We start from the raw sequence: 14,991 nt of genomic DNA, 5'->3' as shown, positions 1-14,991 counted from the left end.
CCGCGACGGGCCGGCGCCACTCGCCAATCCTACTTGGCCGGCACCGGGTCCTGGTGCGGGGCGGCCTTGCGCAGGGCCGCGCCGGCCGCCTTCTCGGCTTCCGGACGATCCTCGTCGGGCTGCTCCGGCGGCTCGCCGAGGGTCGCCGGAACCACGAAGAACGCCGCCACCAGGGTGAAGAACAGCGACAGCGCCAGCAGCTTGCCCATGCTGGCCGTGCCCGGATGGCTCGACAGGACCAGCGACCCGAAGGCGCTGCCCGTGGTCAGCGCCGAGAAGAAGATCGCCCGGGTCAGGCTGGAGGCGAGCATGTCGGTCACGCCCGCCCGCCACGCGATCACGTAGTAGATGTGGAACGCCACGCCGACCGCGAGCATCAGCGGCAGGGCGATGATGTTGGCGAAGTTCAGCGGCATGCCGACGATGCGCATCGCCATCAGCGTCCAGAGGGTCGCGATCACCAGCGGGCCGAGGGTCATCGCCACGTCCCAGGGCTTGCGCAGGGCGACCGACAGGATGACGAAGATCAGCACGAAGGCCGTCACCGCCGCCTGCACGAAGGCGCCCAGGATCGTGTAACTCGACTGCGTCGTGGCCACGGGCGCGCCGGTCGCGTGCGGGGCGACCTTCAGGACCTCGTCCGAGAACCGGCGGAGCACCGTGTCGTCGTTCGAGTCGCCCTTCGGGTGGACCTCGATGCGCGCCCGGCCGTCTGCCGCCACCCAGTCGGCCTTGAGCTGCGGCGGCAGGTTCTCCAGCGTGATCTTCTCGGGATGCAGCAGGTCGCGCAGGCGCGCGAGCAGCGGTACCAAGTCCTTGGTCAGCGCCACCGAGGCCGCCTCGCGCAGCTGGATCGGGCCGGCGGCGAGCTTGTCCAGGGTGCCGGCGAGCTGCTTGGCCTCCTGGGCGCCCTTCGCGTCGCCCTTGGCGTCGGCCGAGAGGCCGTTGAGCGCCGCGGCGGCGTCCTTGAGCGCCTTGACGTTGTCGGCGTCGGTCGGCGGCGGCGGCCGGCGGCCGGGATTGAGCACCGGGTCGAGGAGCTGGGCCGTGTCGGCGATCTGGGCCAGCTTCTTGTCCTGATCCCGCGGCACGAAGGTGTCGATGCTGTTGACCGAGGCGGTGACCGGCAGGGCCAGGAGCGTCTTCGACAGCGACGGGACCTCCGCGACGCTGGGCGCCAGGACGTCGATGAAGTTCGGGCTGGTCTCGGGATTCTTGATCAGGTCCAGATAGGTCGCGATGGACTGCGTCTTGGCGCTGCGCAGGTGCATCGGGTTCGAGTCGAACGGCAGGTGCCAGAGCAGCGGCGCGCCGGCCAGGGTCACGAGGCCGACGCCGATCAGGATCGGCTTGCGGTGCCGGATGATCCACGGGTCGACGCCGACGAGCCAATCGGTCTGGACCGCGGCCTTCTCGCCCACCGGCTTGAACACCGCGATCAGCGCCGGCAGCAGGATCAGCGAGAACAGGAAGGCCACGATCATGCCGACGCCGGCGATCAGGCCCAGCTCCGACACGCCCCGGAAGGCCGTGGGCAGGAAGGCGAAGAAGCCCGCCACCAGCGACACCGCGGCGAGCGTCAGCGACCAGCCGACGCCCCGGGCCGCGGCGCGGATCGCGCTCTCCAGGGTCGGCTGCTCGTAGCGGTCGGCCCGGTAGCGCACCGAGAACTGGATGCCGAAATCGATGCCGAGTCCGACGAACAGGGCGGCGAAGGCCACCGAGATCGGATTCAGCTCCTTGACCATGATGAGGCCCAGGGCGGCCGTGACCACGAGGCCCGCGAAGGTGGTGATGATCACCGCGCCGACGAGCTTGCCCGAGCGCAGGGCCAGCCACAGGAACAGCACGATCGCGCCGACGATGATGCTGTTGTTGAGGCCGGCATCCTCCGACAGCGTCGCGAACTCCTCGTCCGCCACCGCCACCGTGCCGGTCAAGCGCATCCGCAGGCCGTTCTGGCCGTCGATCCCGAGATCCTTGGCGACGTTGCGGATCAGCTTGGTCGCCTGGTAGCCCGGCTCCAGGGCGTTGAAGTCGAGGACCGGCTGGATCACCACGAACTTCATCTTGTCGGTGACGCTGGTCTCACCCCCCGACAGGAGCTCCTGCCAGGACATCCGCGCCGGCTGACCCGCCAGCACCTTCTGCAGGGTGGCGTCGATCTGCCCCATGGGCTTCTCGAGATCCTCGATCTTGGCGTCGCCGGTCTTCACGCCGCGCGCGCCCAGCGTCAGCACCCGCATGATGCCCCGCAGCGACGGGTCGGCGGCGAGCGGCCCGAGCAGACCCTGCTGCTGGGTCAGCGCCTCGAGAGTCTTGTCGAGGTCCGCCTGCGACATCAGCAGCAGGCCGTTCTTGTTGAAGAACGGTCCGCCGTCGGGCCGGTAGACCGTCTCGATCAGGTTCTTGTGCGCCGTGAGCGCCTTGGCGAGGTTGGCGGCCGCCTCCTCGGTCTCCTCCGGCGTCTCGCCGTTGATGACCGCGACGATGGTGTTGCTGCGCTGCGGGAACGCCTTCTCGAAATTGATCTCGTCCTGCCGCCACGGCTCCTTCGGGTCGATCAGCCGCTCGACATCGGTGTTGATTCGGAACAGGTGCGCCGCGACTCCGAGGCTCGCGACCGTGAGGAACGCCGTGAAGGCGATCACGATCCACCGATACCGCACCGAGAACGCGACGAGACTTTCGATCACGAGCACCCTGCCTGTTCGCGTCGGACGCGCCCCGTGCGCGACCGGCTCCTGCCATCTGTCCGGTCCGGACCCGGGCCACCGACGCGGGCGGGCTCAGGGCTCCGCCGCGCGATCGCTCCGCGATTCGGTCGGGGGCGCATCGGGTTCGAGGAACGCCGCACCGCCCGATCTGAACGCGCCGCGCGCGTCCGGCCACCGACTGACTTCGCCCGATGCGGCCCGCGATCAGGATACCCGTCGCGGGCCAGGACTTGCATCGCGGCCACGAGGCTCAGTAAAGAGGGCGATGCCAGATTGCAACGCGGCCGCCATGGCGCGCATCCCGCGCCCGCCCGTGTGCGCTAGCGCACGGCGATTCCGGCGCGGCCACCCGAATCCTGGGATTACGGTCGTATTGCCGACGCAATGCACGTGCTGTCCTCAACGATCGGGCGCTTCCGTCCACGGACTTCGCACACGCGGTCCATGTGGCGCCGTTGCGTCAGGAGCGGAATAAGATGTCATCGCCCCGCCGAAACGGGGTCGTTTCAGATTAGTTCCAAGCTAGATCGCTGGAATTCGAGATTTTTTCGCGTTAAGCACCCCGATGCCCCGGGGTCGACGAAGTAAGGAGCCGCAATCTTGGGTATCCCCCTCCGGTACGTCGCGAAGATCGGCGGCTACATCCTGAAGCAGCACCTCACGGGCCGCAAGCGTTACCCGCTTGTGATGATGATGGAGCCGCTGTTCCGCTGTAACCTGGCCTGCGCCGGCTGCGGCAAGATCGACTACCCGGACGAGATCCTGAACAAGCGCCTCCCGGTCGCCGACGCGCTCGAATCGGTGCGCGAGTGCGGCGCCCCGGTGGTGGTGATCGCCGGCGGCGAGCCGCTCCTGCACAAGGACCTGCCGCAGATCGTCGAGGGCATCATCGCCCAGAAGAAATTCGCGATCGTCTGCACGAACGCGCTGCTCCTCGAGAAGAAGATCAAGGAGTACAAGCCCAGCCCGTACTTCACGTGGTCGATCCATCTGGACGGCGACAAGGAGATGCACGACCAGTCGGTCTGCCAGCGCGGCGTCTACGACAAGGCCGTGGCGGCGATCGCGAAGGCCAAGGAGATGGGCTTCCGGGTCACCATCAACTGCACCTTCTTCAACAATTCCCAGCCGGAGAAGATCGCCGACTTCTTCGACAGCGTGACCCGGATGGGCATCGACGGCATCACCGTTTCCCCCGGCTACGCCTACGAGCGCGCCCCCGACCAGAAGCACTTCCTGAACCGCAAGGCGACGAAGGACCTGTTCCGCGGCGTGTTCCGGCACGGCAAGGAGAAGGGCCGCGAGAAGTGGACCTTCCAGCAGTCGGGCCTGTTCCTCGACTTCCTGGCCGGCAACCAGACCTATCACTGCACCCCGTGGGGCAACCCGACCCGCACCGTGTTCGGCTGGCAGAAGCCCTGCTACCTGCTCGGCGAGGGCTACGCGGCGACCTTCAAGGAGCTGATGGAGACCACCGACTGGGATTCCTACGGCACCGGCAACTACGAGAAGTGCGCCGACTGCATGGTCCACTCGGGCTACGAGGCCTCCTCGGTGGTCGACTCGGTCCGCAAGCCCTGGAAGCCGCTGGTGCACGCGATTCGCGGCATCAAGACCGACGGCAAGATGGCCCCCGAGGTCAGCCTGGAGAATCAGCGCCCGGCCGAGTTCGTGTTCTCGCGCAACGTCGCGCAGAAGCTGTCCGAGATCAAAGCGGCCGGCGTCGACACGAAGCAGGAAGCCCGCAAGCGCACCGCCGCCTGACCGGCGCGCACGACCGACGAGACGAGATGAGACGAGACCCGCGGCCGCGAGGCCGCGGGTCTCGCCGTTTCCGGATCCCGCGGCGCGTCAGCCGAGCCGCGGCACGTGCGGGGCGCAGTCCCGCGGCAGGGTCCCGTCGAGCCGCGGATCCGGCGCGACCTCGACGTGAACCGCGAAGGGCACGAAGCCCGAGCGCCGGTAGAAGCCGAGCGCGCCGGGATGGTCCAGGGTGCATGTGTGCACCCAGAACCGCGTGATCGGGCGCGCCCAGGCCCGGCCGATCGCCGCGTCCATCAGCGCGCGGCCGAGCCCGGTCCCGACCGCGTCCCCGGTCAGTCCGAGGAAGACCAGCTCGCAGGTGCCGGGCTGGCGGAAATCCAGCTCCAGCATGCCGACGTTCCGCCCGTCCCGCCGGAGCGCGAGGATCTCGACACCGTCGTCGGCCAGGATCGCCGCCAGCGCCCCGTCCGCCAGGGTGAGGCGCGAGAACCAGAGCCAGTCGGCACCGACCTCCCGGAACAGGCTCCGGTAGGTCTCCGGGTCGGTGCGCGCCAGGGGCTCGAGGGCGATCCCGGGCGGGAACGGCCGTCCGGGACGCGGGGGCGGCGGGCGGAGCATCTCCAGGCTCGTGACGACGGTGGCGAGATGCCCCGGCGGCACCGCCGCGTAGCCCGGGGTGAGGGTCGGGATGCCGGTATCCGGAAGCATGGATCTCCTCCTCCGCGGTCGCGCCGGCGCGGCCCTATCACGCGGCCCGCGGGCGGCGGTGCGCGACCAGCCACGGCAGCACGCAGGCCGCCGACACCGCGATCGCGGCGGCGTAGGCCGCGACCGGGTCGATCCGCCCGAGCAGCAGGTGCACGCAGACATAGAAGGCCAGCACGCCGAACGCGCCCTGGGCGCTGCCGCGCACCACGTCCAGCGCGGCGCCGACCCCGTCCTGCGCCCGGGCGAAGACGATGAGCGGCCAGGAGATGATCGGGATCGGCGCCAGGACGCCGCTCAGGCCGGAGCCGAGATGCGGCGCCAGCCCCGAGACCATCAGGACCAAGGCGGTAGCGGCCGCGAGCCGGGCCGGCATGTCCCAGCGCGGCGGGCGCGCCCGGCGGACCGGCGGCTCGGTCCCCGCGCGCGGCCGGCACAGGGCGACCACCAGCGCCATCGCCGGCAGGTCGATCGCCGTGGCGAGCCACAGGCTGGGCTGGATCACGCCGTGGAGCAGCGCGCCCGCGAGGACGAAGGCCGCCAGGGCGAGGAACACGGACGCGAGGATCCCCGTCCGCGGCGCGGCGACGGCGTAGGCGAGATAGCTGACCGTGACGGCGCCGAGCCCCTCCACCGAGCCGATCGCCGCGTCGGCGGCGAAGCGCTCGCCCTGCTCGGCGGCGAGGTAGATCGAGATCGGCGCCGAGGTGAGCGGCAGGCCCGAGAGCAGGCCGCCGACGAGGCTGCCCCACCGGCGCGCGGCCGCCGACACGGCCCACATCAGGGTCGGCGTGACGACGATCTTGGCGGCGATCAGGCTCATGGCGACCGGCGGGGCCCCGGGGCCTCAGGCCGCCTGGGGCGGCCCGTCATCCTCCGGGTCGGCGGGCGAGTTGAGGATGTCCTCCAGCTCGTCGACCAGCCGGTCGACCTGGTCCTCGGTGGCGAGCACCTTCAGCACTTCCCCGGTCTCCGTCTCCACGGCCAGCTCGATATGCGGCCCGACCCGGGCGGTCAGGATCCGGGCCAGGATCTTGATTGCACTCATGCGACTGCCTCCTCCGCGGCGATGAGGCCGACCGCCACCGCCGGCCCACAGGTCGAGATCCCGTCGCGGGCGCCGCCGATCCGGTCCGCTAGCAGCGCCACCAAGGGCGTCGAGGACCGGCCGAGACGCTCGGCGAGGCGCGCGCCCACGAAGGCGCCGGCGCCGCACAGGACGAGGGGCGCGTCCGCGCCGAGATCGGGCCGGCTCAGGAGATCCGCCGCCGCGTCGTGCAGCAGGCGCAGCTGCGCCTCGGCGAAGTGGGCGGCGAGCGCCGTCCAGGCCGCCGCGGGCGCCTCCGCCCGGTCGCGCCCGACGATCCGGGCGAGCCGGGTCTCGCTCTCGGCGACCGTCTTGCCCTTGCGGTCGCCGCTCGGCTGCTGGTCGGCGCCTTCGGGGAGCAGGCCGAGGATGCGGTAGACGTCCGCCATGTGGGCGAAGGTCTCGGTCATCAGGCGGGTCCGGCGGCCCGCGAAGGGGGCGTGGTCGGACAGTGCGATCACCGGCGTGCGCACCGCGCCGGTGTAGACGAGTTCGCCGGTCTCCAGCCGCTCGGCGTCGCTGTAGCCGGTCGCGGCCGGCCGCCCGCCCAAGACGGGAATCAGGTCGGCGGTGGTCGAGCCGATATCGACCAGCAGCGCGTCCGGGACGTGCCGGCCGGCGAGCGCCGCGGTGGCGTGCCAGTTAGCCGAGGCCACGTCCGCCGACAGGGATGCCGCCGCCTCGGGGGCGACGAGGCCGGAGCGGCCGGCGTAGATCCGCACGGTCCCGGCGAGGTGCGACCCGGCCCATCCGGAGAGCGCCGCGACGCCGTCGCGCCGGTCGGCGAAGCAGTCGGTCAGCTCGCCCGTCATGGTCACGGCGTGCAGGGCCGCGCCGCGGGCCCAGTCGGGGGCGGCCTCCAGCGCCCGGTCGAGGGCCGGCAGGCCCTGCCAGAGCGGGCACGGCACCTGGGCGGCGGCCGCGACCCGGCCGTCCTCGACCAGGGCGACCTTGACGTGGACCCCGCCGAGGTCCCACCCGATGGTCGTTGGGTTTGATGAGCGCATGGGACCGCGATGAGCGCCTCGATGGACCACAGGATCGGGCGCCCCGGCTTCGCGGTGATCCCGGTGCTCGATCTCCGGGGCGGCCGCGTGGTGCGGGCGCGCCGGGGCGAGCGCTCCTCCTATGCCCCGATCGAGACGCCCTTGGCAAAGGGCTCGGCGCCGGACGCGGTGGCCCGCGGGCTGGTCGACGCGTGGCCCGCCGCGACCCTCTACGTCGCCGATCTCGACGCGATCATCGACCGCGCCGCGCCCGATCTCCGCGCCCTGGAGACGATCGCCCGCGCCTGCCCGGGGATCGCCCTGTGGGTCGATGCCGGCTTCGCCGAACCGGAGGGCGTCGCGGCGTTCCTGGAGGCCGGCCTCGGGCGACCGGTGATCGGCAGCGAGAGCCAGGCGGATGCCGACCTCGTGACGCGGCTCGGCGACCGGGCGGTGTTCTCCCTCGACACGCGCGGCGCGGAGCGGCTCGGCCCGGCGGCCCTCCACGACGATCCCGCGCTCTGGCCGCCGGAGGTGATCGCCATGACGCTGGCGCAGGTCGGCGCCGGGGCCGGCCCGGACCTCGCGGCCCTGGGAGCCCTGCGCGCGCGGGCGCCGGATCGCCGCCTCTACGCGGCGGGCGGCGTGCGCGGCCCGGACGACCTGCGGGCGCTCCGGGCTGCCGGGATCGCCGGGGCGCTGGTCGCCTCGGCCCTCCACGACGGCACCCTGTCCCGCGCGACGGCGCCCGACCTCGCCTGACGCTTCCGGCCCGGGCCCGCGGCTGCTAAACCGCGCGGCAGAGAGACCACCGACACGAGCCGTCAGACGATGGAAAAGTTCACGACCCTGGAGGGCGTCGCGGCGCCCCTGCGCACGATCAACGTCGATACCGACCGGATCATCCCGGCGAAGTACCTGAAGACGATCCGGCGGACCGGGCTCGGCAAGAGCCTGTTCGCCGAGATGCGCTACCGCGAGGACGGCTCCGAGAACCCGGACTTCATCCTCAACCAGCCCGCCTACCGGAACAGCAAGATCCTGGTCTGCGGCGACAATTTCGGCTGCGGCTCGTCCCGGGAGCACGCGCCCTGGGCGCTGGCCGATTTCGGCATCCGCTGCGTGATCTCCACGAGCTTCGCCGACATCTTCTTCAACAACTGCGCGAAGAACGGCATCCTGGCGATCGTCGTGTCGCCCGAGGATCTGGAGAAGCTGTTCGAGGACGCCGAGCGCGGCGCGAACGCCACCCTGACGGTCGACCTGGCGGCGCAGACCATCCGGGGACCGGACGGCGGCACCCTGCATTTCGACGTCGACGAGGGCCGCAAGCACAACCTGCTGAACGGCCTCGACGAGATCGGGCTGACCCTCGAGCGCGTCTCGTCCATCGACGCCTACGAGCAGAAGCTCGCCCAGCGCGAGTGGGCCTGAGCAGCCTGCTTCGCGTCCCGACGGCGGTCGCGTCGCGCTGAGGCGACCGCCGGTCAGGCCCGGATCCCGGGCCCTGTCTCACCCGAGCCGCACGGACAGCTCGACGTCGTCGGCGAACGGCACCGAGAGGTAGCCGCGGCTCGGCGCGCGCACCCGCGCCAGGTAGTCCGGGCTGTGGTCCGCGTTGTCGGCGACCACGAGGGCGCCCGGTCCGAGGCGGCTCTCCACGAGGCTCAGAACCTCCGGATAGAGCCCCTTCGCCCCGTCGAGGAGAAGCAGGTCGACCGAGTCGGGCAGGTCGAGGCCGAGGGTCTGGAGGGCGTCGCCCTCGCGGAACTCGACGAGGTCCGCGAGCCCGGCCTCCATCAGGTTCGCCCGCGCCCGCACCATCTTGGACGGCTCGAACTCGCAGGTGATGAGCCGGCCGCCGCCGTTGTCGCGCAGGGCCGCGGCGAGGTGCAGGGTCGAGAGGCCGAAGGAGGTGCCGAACTCGACGATCGTCCGCGCCCGGCGGGTCCGCGCGAGCATGTAGAGCAGCCGGCCGGTCTCCCGCGAGACTGCGAGGGGCATGTCCTTGAGCCGGCTGTAGAAGTCCCGGTAGCCGGTGCGGCTGCCCATGAGGCGCGTCCGCTCGTCCGCCGAGAGGTCGCCGATGGCGCTCAAGGGTGAGGAGGCCTCCGCCTGCGCGAAGAGACTGTCCAACAGCGACGCGATACGCGGTTCGGCGAGTGTGGATGCTGAGAGTGACATGGCGCGTTGCTTTCCGTCTTGCGCGTTCAACTGAACACGACGCAGAGTACCGGCGCCCCCTGCCCGTGCCTATTCGCGTTCCGAGCCCCGCCCCATGCCCGACCGGCCAAGTCTCGGAATTTCCAAGCGAAAGCAGCCCCGGCAGGCGCGCTCCAGCGACCTCGTCGCGGCCGTTCTGGAGGCGGCCGCTCAGGTTCTGGCGGAGGTCGGGGCGGCGCGCTTCACGACGGCGCGGGTCGCCGAGCGCGCCGGCGTCAGCATCGGCTCGCTCTACCAGTACTTCCCCAACAAGGCGGCGATCCTGTTCCAGCTGCAGAGCGACGAGTGGCGGGACACGACCGCCCTCCTCGCCGGCATCCTGACGAATCCCGCGACGGCGCCCGGCGCGCGTCTGCGCGCCGCCGTCCACGCCTTCGTGCGCTCGGAATGCGCGGAGGCCGCGATGCGCCGAGCTCTCGACGCGGCCGCCCCGGCCTATCGCGACGCGCCCGAGGCCGCGGAGCCGCAGCTCGCTGGCTCACAGGCCTTCCGCGATTTCCTGCGCGCGGCCCTTCCGGCCGTTCCCGAGGCAGATGTTCAAGTCGCGGGCGAGATCATCGCGATGACGCTCGGCACGGTCGGCGAGCGCATCTCGGAGGCGGTCCGGACCGAGGCGGCCACGGAGGCCTTCGCGGGCGCCCTGGCCGACATGCTCTGCGCCTATCTGGATCGCCTGGGCAGCCAAGACCGGGCCGGCGCGCCGTCCTGAAAACACGCCCCCGGCCCCGCCAGGTGGGCGCGGCCCTATCCCGGCCGGCTCAGCCGGCCTCGCCGGTGAACGCCTCGAAGGCGCGGGCCGTGTAGACCAGGGCGGCGCCCGCGTTCAGCGCCACCGCCACGCCCAGCGCCTCCACGACCTCCTCCTTGCTCGCGCCGGCCTTGCGGGCGGCGTCGGAATGCACGGCGATGCAGCCGTCGCACCGGGTCGTCACGGCGACCGCGAGGGCGATCAGCTCGCGGGTCTTCGCGTCCAGCTTGCGCTCGGTCGGCGCCGCCGCGGCGAGCTGGTCGTGGGCCTTGAGGAGGTCGGGGCTCACCGCACCGATACGCCCGAGCGTGCTGACGAGCTCGGCGCCGTACTGATTCCAGTCCTTCATCATGCGTCCTGTCTCCCTGTTCGGTGGGCCAGCCACTGACGGGCCGGCTCCCGATCAACCTACCGGTTGGTAGGCAAGCGGGTCAAGGCGAGGCGGGTTTCCTCACCGTTCGTTAACCCACATGTCGCCTGAATCCGCGCCCAGACTCCGTTCCGCATCGTGAGGATCGTCAGCATGCCGAAGCACCCGACGGGACCGAGGACGGCGCGCGCGCTCGGGCTGCTCGCCGGCATCGCGGTCCTGCCCCTGGCGAACCTGCCGGCCCGGGCCGATTTCGACAGCTGCCTCGCCGGCATCCAGTCCCAGGCGGCGACGGCGGGCGTCTCGGCGCAGACCTTCCGGTCCGCCACGAGCGGCATCGGCTACGACGACAAGGTGATCGAGCTGTCCCAGGCGCAGCCCGAGTTCAAGACGCCGATCTGGGACTACATGGCGGCGCTCGTCGACGACGAGCGAGTCGAGGACGGGCGCGCGGCCATGCGCCAGAATGCGGCGGCGCTCGCCCAGGCCGAGTCGCGCTACGGGGTCGACCGCTACACGATCGCGGCGGTCTGGGGCGTCGAGTCGAATTTCGGCAAGAACCTCGGCAAGATGCCGCTGGTGCAGTCTCTGGCGACGCTGGCCTGCTCGAACAACCGCCGCCGGGACTTCTTCCGCGGCGAGCTGATCGCCACCCTGCGGATCATCGAGCGCGGCGACATCGCGCCGGAGCGGCTGACCGGCTCCTGGGCGGGCGCCTTCGGCCAGACCCAGTTCATGCCGACGACCTATCACCGCCTCGCCGTGGACGGCGACGGCGACGGGCGGCGCGACGTTGTCGATTCGGTCGCCGACGCCGTCGCCTCCACCGCCAACTTCCTGCACGTCGCCAAGTGGCAGAACGGTCAGGTCTGGGGCTACGAGGTGAAGCTGCCCCGCGGCTTCAACGTCGGCGCCGCGGGGCGCAAGAACAAGAAGCCGGTCGCCCACTGGGCGTCGCTCGGCGTGACGCGCGCGGACGGGCGCCCGCTCTCGGGCGAGGGCCCGGCCGGGATCCTGGCGCCCGCCGGCATCGACGGCCCGGCCTTCCTGGTGACCCGGAACTTCGACGCGATCTACTCGTACAACGCCGCCGAATCCTACGGCCTCGCGATCGCGGTGCTGTCCGACCGGCTGCGCGGCAAGCCCGGCGTCCAGGCCGCCTGGCCGACCGACGACCCGCCCCTGTCGCGGGCCGAGCGCCGCGACCTCCAGACTCGGCTGGCCGCCCGCGGCTACGACGTCGGCGAGCCGGACGGCAAGGTCGGCCAGAAGACGCGCGACGCCATCAAGGACGTGGAGCGCCGGCTCGGCATGACGCCCACGGGCCGCGCCGGCGGCAAGGTGCTGGAGGCCCTGCGCGGCGGATGAGCCGACGGCTGATCACGTCGGGCTCCCCGTTCGAGCGGGATTACGGCTACTCCCGGGCGGTGGTCGACGGGGACACCGTCTACCTGTCCGGGACGACCGGCTACGACTACGCCACGATGACGATGCCCGACGGCGCCGCCGCGCAGGCCGAGGCCTGCTGGCGCACGATCCGCTCGGTTCTCGCCGAGGCCGGGACCGGCCTCGCCGGCATCCTGCGCGTCACCTACTACGTCACCGACCGGGACGATGCCGAGGCCGTGCTGGCGGTCTGCGGGCGGGTGCTGGCGGATGTCCGGCCCGCCACCACGATCGTGGTCGTGGCGGGCCTCCTGCGCCCCGAGATGCGCGTCGAGATCGAGGTGACCGCGCGGATCGGCTAGCCGCCGTACGCCGGGTCCGATCGCGCCGGCCCAGCGCCCACCCCGCGCCGTTCCGCCGGGCCGCGGCGCCCCTCCGATCCGCCGATGATATCGTTCCCCATCGTGCCCGAGCGGTGCGTGCAGGGGGCCGATTCGGTCCCGGTCATTCCGGGTAGTCGGGGCGTTCCGCCCGCGTGCCGCGGGCCTGATCTCAGGTTCTCCTTCGCCGATTGACGGCCCGCTCCTGCGCCCGGCGCGGACCGCGTCGCGGATCCCAGCTTCCTCGCCTGCTCTGCGCATCCGAACCGCGCGTCTTTCAGATCTCGATCCAGATCTGCGAGATTACGTTGACATGCGAGCTCAGATTTATCAGGTCACGCCGCAGAATTGCCGACGTTGGCGATCTTGTGTAACGTATTATGATGAAATATTATTGCGTAATAGTCTTTATCGCCGAATGATGGCGCAGATCGCGCTCGTGGTACTGCTCAGAGCGGTCATCGGTATCGCAGGGCTGCGAATATATTACCAGGAAATGGTGTCGGAGCGGCTGCAGTCCCTGCGCACGGTCACCGAGCTGTTCACCACCTATGCGCAAAGCCTCGAGACCCGGGTCGGGAGCGGCACCCTGTCCCGCGCGGCGGCCCTGGCGGAGCTGGCCGAGACCGCCATGGCCATGCGCTTCGACAGAGGCACCAACTACGTCGCCATCTACGCGATGGACGGCACGGTTCTGGCGGTTCCCGACCGCCGACTCGTCGGCAGCAACCAGCTGGAGACCCGGGTCAACGGCGTTCGCGTGGCCGGAACGCTGATCGAACGGCTGAACACCTCCGACACGGCGACGCTGAGCTATCTCTACCCCCGGCCGGGGCACGAAGGCCTGTCTCCGAAGACGACGCTCGCCGTCAGGTTCAAGCCCTGGGACATCATGATCGCGGCGGGGACCTACACCGACGACATCGGGGCCGCCTTCCAGGCGCTCGCCCTTGCGGCGACCGGCCTACTGGTCGGGGTCGGCGCGCTGGGGGTGATCGGCTCCTTCCTGATCGGGCGCGGCATCACGCGCCCGCTCGACCGCCTCGGCCGCCGGATGCAGGCGCTCGCCGAGGGCGACGGCGCGGAGCCGATACCGGGACTCGAGCGAACGGACGAGATCGGTCAGATGGCCCGGACCGTCGAAGTGTTCCGGCAGGCGCTGGTCGCCAAAGCCGAGACGGACCGGGCGGTCACGCGCGAAGCTGAGGCCAAGGTCCGGCACGCGCAGACCCTCGACGCGCTCATCCGGGCGTTCGAGGCCCGGGCCGGGGCGCTGATGACGGGCGTCTCCGCGGCCGCCACCGAGATGCAGACGACTGCCGAGGCGATGGCGCGGACGGCGTCGCGCACGAGTACCCGGGCGACGCGCGTCGCCGGAGCCGCGCAGGAGACCGCCGGGAGCGTGCAGAGCGTCGCCGCGGCCACCGAGGAGATGGCGATCACCATCCAGGAGATCTCCGGCCGGGTGGCGCAATCCTCGGCCAAGACCGCGCGGGCGGCGACCGAGGCGCGGCGCACCGACGCCCTCGTGGGCGACCTCGCGGACGGGGCCGAGCGGATCGGCGCCGTCGCCGGCATGATCGCGGGCATCGCCCGTCAGCCGAACCTGCTGGCGCTCAACGCCACGATCGAGGCGGCCCGGGCCGGCGAGGCGGGCCGGGGCTTCGCCGTCGTGGCGGGTGAGGTCAAGGCGCTGGCCGAGCAGACCGCCGCCGCGACCGGGGAGATCGCCGCGCGGATCGAGGCGGTCCAGGCCTCGACCCGGCAGGCCGTGGAAGCGATCCACGGGATCGGTCGCACCATGGACGAGGTCAGCACGCTCGCCGCGACCGTCGCGGCCGCGATCGAGCAGCAGGGCGCGACCACCGAGGAGATCGTGCGCAGCGTCGCGCGCGCGGCGGCCGGCACGGAGGCCGTCACCGGCAACATCGCCGACGTCTCGCAGGGCGCCCAGGCGACGGGCGACGCGGCCGAGCAGGTGCTCGGGGCCGCAAACGACCTGTCGCGGAGGTCCGAGCAGCTCTCCGCCGAGATCCACCGGTTCCTCGACGGGATCCGGGCTGCCTGAGGGGCCGTCGGCCAAGAAAAAACCGGCCCGGCTGAGCCGGACCGGTCTGAAACGGGGCGATCGCTCCGGCCTGCGGAGCGGATCGGACGGCTTACTCGGCGGCGGCGGGCGCCGGGGCCGGGGTGTCCTTGGCCTTGTAGCGGTCGGTGCGCTCGACGATGCGGGCCGACTTACCGCGCCGGTCGCGCAGGTAGTACAGCTTGGCGCGGCGCACCTTGCCGCGGCGGGCCACCTTGATCGAGTCGATCATCGGGGAGTGGACCGGGAAGACGCGCTCCACGCCCTCACCGTAGGAGATCTTGCGGACCGTGAAGCTCTCGTTGAGGCCGCCGCCCGAGCGGGCGATGCAGACGCCCTCGTAGGCCTGGACGCGGGTGCGCTCGCCTTCCTTCACGCGGACGTTGACGATGAGCGTATCGCCCGGCTCGAAATCCGGGATGGTCTTGGCGAGGCGCGCGACTTCCTCGCGCTCCAGCTGCTCGATGATGTTCATGGCATAGCTCCGGCCGTCGCGCCGTTCCGCCCCTCATGGGCGATCGGCGCCAGGATTTCGGCGA

At 71.4% G+C, this 14,991-nt stretch carries 15 protein-coding genes; 7 read left to right on the top strand and 8 right to left on the bottom strand.

The window, feature by feature from the left end:
* Positions 1–29 precede the first annotated feature (29 nt).
* A complete protein-coding gene (locus LOK46_RS05120; RefSeq protein WP_273564541.1) occupies positions 30–2,696 on the bottom strand; it encodes an MMPL family transporter in 2,667 nt (888 codons plus the stop codon).
* A 621-nt stretch (positions 2,697–3,317) separates the two neighbouring features.
* Between LOK46_RS05120 and hpnH the strand changes: the two genes are divergently transcribed.
* The gene (gene hpnH / locus LOK46_RS05115) at positions 3,318–4,481 is read left to right on the top strand and encodes an adenosyl-hopene transferase HpnH (RefSeq protein ID WP_273562781.1); all 1,164 of its coding nucleotides are present in this window, start codon (positions 3,318–3,320) and stop codon (positions 4,479–4,481) included.
* Between the two features lie 87 nt (positions 4,482–4,568).
* Here hpnH and LOK46_RS05110 read toward each other — a convergent pair whose 3' ends face one another.
* Genes LOK46_RS05110 through LOK46_RS05095 form a run of 4 tightly spaced genes read right to left on the bottom strand, consistent with a single transcriptional unit; the run spans position 4,569 to position 7,280 of the window.
* Positions 4,569–5,189, bottom strand: coding sequence for a GNAT family N-acetyltransferase (locus LOK46_RS05110; protein ID WP_273562780.1), 621 nt, complete (start codon positions 5,187–5,189; stop codon positions 4,569–4,571).
* A gap of 37 nt (positions 5,190–5,226) precedes the next feature.
* Complete coding sequence (locus LOK46_RS05105) at positions 5,227–6,009, bottom strand: hypothetical protein (protein ID WP_273562779.1); 783 nt, start codon at positions 6,007–6,009, stop codon at positions 5,227–5,229.
* 24 nt (positions 6,010–6,033) lie between these two features.
* Positions 6,034–6,234 carry a hypothetical protein gene (locus LOK46_RS05100; RefSeq protein WP_012317969.1) on the bottom strand — a complete coding sequence of 67 codons (201 nt, stop codon included), beginning with the start codon at positions 6,232–6,234 and terminating at the stop codon, positions 6,034–6,036.
* Positions 6,231–7,280 carry a hydantoinase/oxoprolinase family protein gene (locus LOK46_RS05095; RefSeq protein WP_273562778.1) on the bottom strand — a complete coding sequence of 350 codons (1,050 nt, stop codon included), beginning with the start codon at positions 7,278–7,280 and terminating at the stop codon, positions 6,231–6,233. Before LOK46_RS05095 ends, LOK46_RS05100 begins: the two co-directional genes overlap by 4 nt.
* Positions 7,281–7,289: 9 nt before the next feature.
* On the opposite strand from LOK46_RS05095, the gene LOK46_RS05090 reads away from it, so the two are divergent.
* Both LOK46_RS05090 and leuD read left to right on the top strand, forming a co-directional pair.
* Complete coding sequence (locus LOK46_RS05090; protein WP_273562777.1) at positions 7,290–8,021, top strand: HisA/HisF-related TIM barrel protein; 732 nt, start codon at positions 7,290–7,292, stop codon at positions 8,019–8,021.
* Between the two features lie 69 nt (positions 8,022–8,090).
* On the top strand, positions 8,091–8,693 hold the full coding sequence (leuD, locus tag LOK46_RS05085; protein WP_020095295.1) for a 3-isopropylmalate dehydratase small subunit: 603 nt from the start codon (positions 8,091–8,093) through the stop codon (positions 8,691–8,693).
* A gap of 78 nt (positions 8,694–8,771) precedes the next feature.
* Here the strand turns inward: leuD and LOK46_RS05080 are convergent, their stop codons facing one another.
* The gene (locus LOK46_RS05080) at positions 8,772–9,443 is read right to left on the bottom strand and encodes an O-methyltransferase (protein WP_273562776.1); all 672 of its coding nucleotides are present in this window, start codon (positions 9,441–9,443) and stop codon (positions 8,772–8,774) included.
* Between the two features lie 94 nt (positions 9,444–9,537).
* Here LOK46_RS05080 and LOK46_RS05075 point away from each other — a divergent pair, with 94 nt between their 5' ends.
* Entirely contained in the window at positions 9,538–10,191 is a 654-nt protein-coding gene (locus LOK46_RS05075) for a TetR family transcriptional regulator (RefSeq protein WP_273562775.1), read from the top strand.
* Between the two features lie 49 nt (positions 10,192–10,240).
* Here LOK46_RS05075 and LOK46_RS05070 read toward each other — a convergent pair whose 3' ends face one another.
* On the bottom strand, positions 10,241–10,582 hold the full coding sequence (locus tag LOK46_RS05070; RefSeq protein WP_012317963.1) for a carboxymuconolactone decarboxylase family protein: 342 nt from the start codon (positions 10,580–10,582) through the stop codon (positions 10,241–10,243).
* A 171-nt stretch (positions 10,583–10,753) separates the two neighbouring features.
* Here LOK46_RS05070 and LOK46_RS05065 point away from each other — a divergent pair, with 171 nt between their 5' ends.
* The 3 genes from LOK46_RS05065 (at position 10,754) to LOK46_RS05055 (ending at position 14,434) form a co-directional block, all read left to right on the top strand.
* Positions 10,754–11,968, top strand: a complete 1,215-nt coding sequence (locus LOK46_RS05065) for a lytic murein transglycosylase (RefSeq protein WP_273562774.1) — start codon at positions 10,754–10,756, stop codon at positions 11,966–11,968.
* A complete protein-coding gene (locus LOK46_RS05060) occupies positions 11,965–12,348 on the top strand; it encodes a RidA family protein (protein ID WP_273562773.1) in 384 nt (127 codons plus the stop codon). The genes LOK46_RS05065 and LOK46_RS05060 overlap by 4 nt, the downstream gene beginning before the upstream one ends.
* 331 nt (positions 12,349–12,679) lie before the next feature.
* A complete protein-coding gene (locus tag LOK46_RS05055) occupies positions 12,680–14,434 on the top strand; it encodes a methyl-accepting chemotaxis protein (protein ID WP_273562772.1) in 1,755 nt (584 codons plus the stop codon).
* Positions 14,435–14,525: 91 nt separating this feature from the next.
* Here the strand turns inward: LOK46_RS05055 and rplS are convergent, their stop codons facing one another.
* Entirely contained in the window at positions 14,526–14,927 is a 402-nt protein-coding gene (rplS, locus tag LOK46_RS05050; protein WP_020095288.1) for a 50S ribosomal protein L19, read from the bottom strand.
* Between the last annotated feature and the right edge of the window lie 64 nt (positions 14,928–14,991).

The sequence above is a fragment of the Methylobacterium sp. NMS14P genome (assembly GCF_028583545.1).
In the GTDB taxonomy this organism is placed as follows: Bacteria; Pseudomonadota; Alphaproteobacteria; order Rhizobiales; family Beijerinckiaceae; genus Methylobacterium.
The sequence above is the reverse complement of the archived record's forward strand: the minus strand, read 5'-3'. Positions and strand labels throughout refer to the sequence as shown.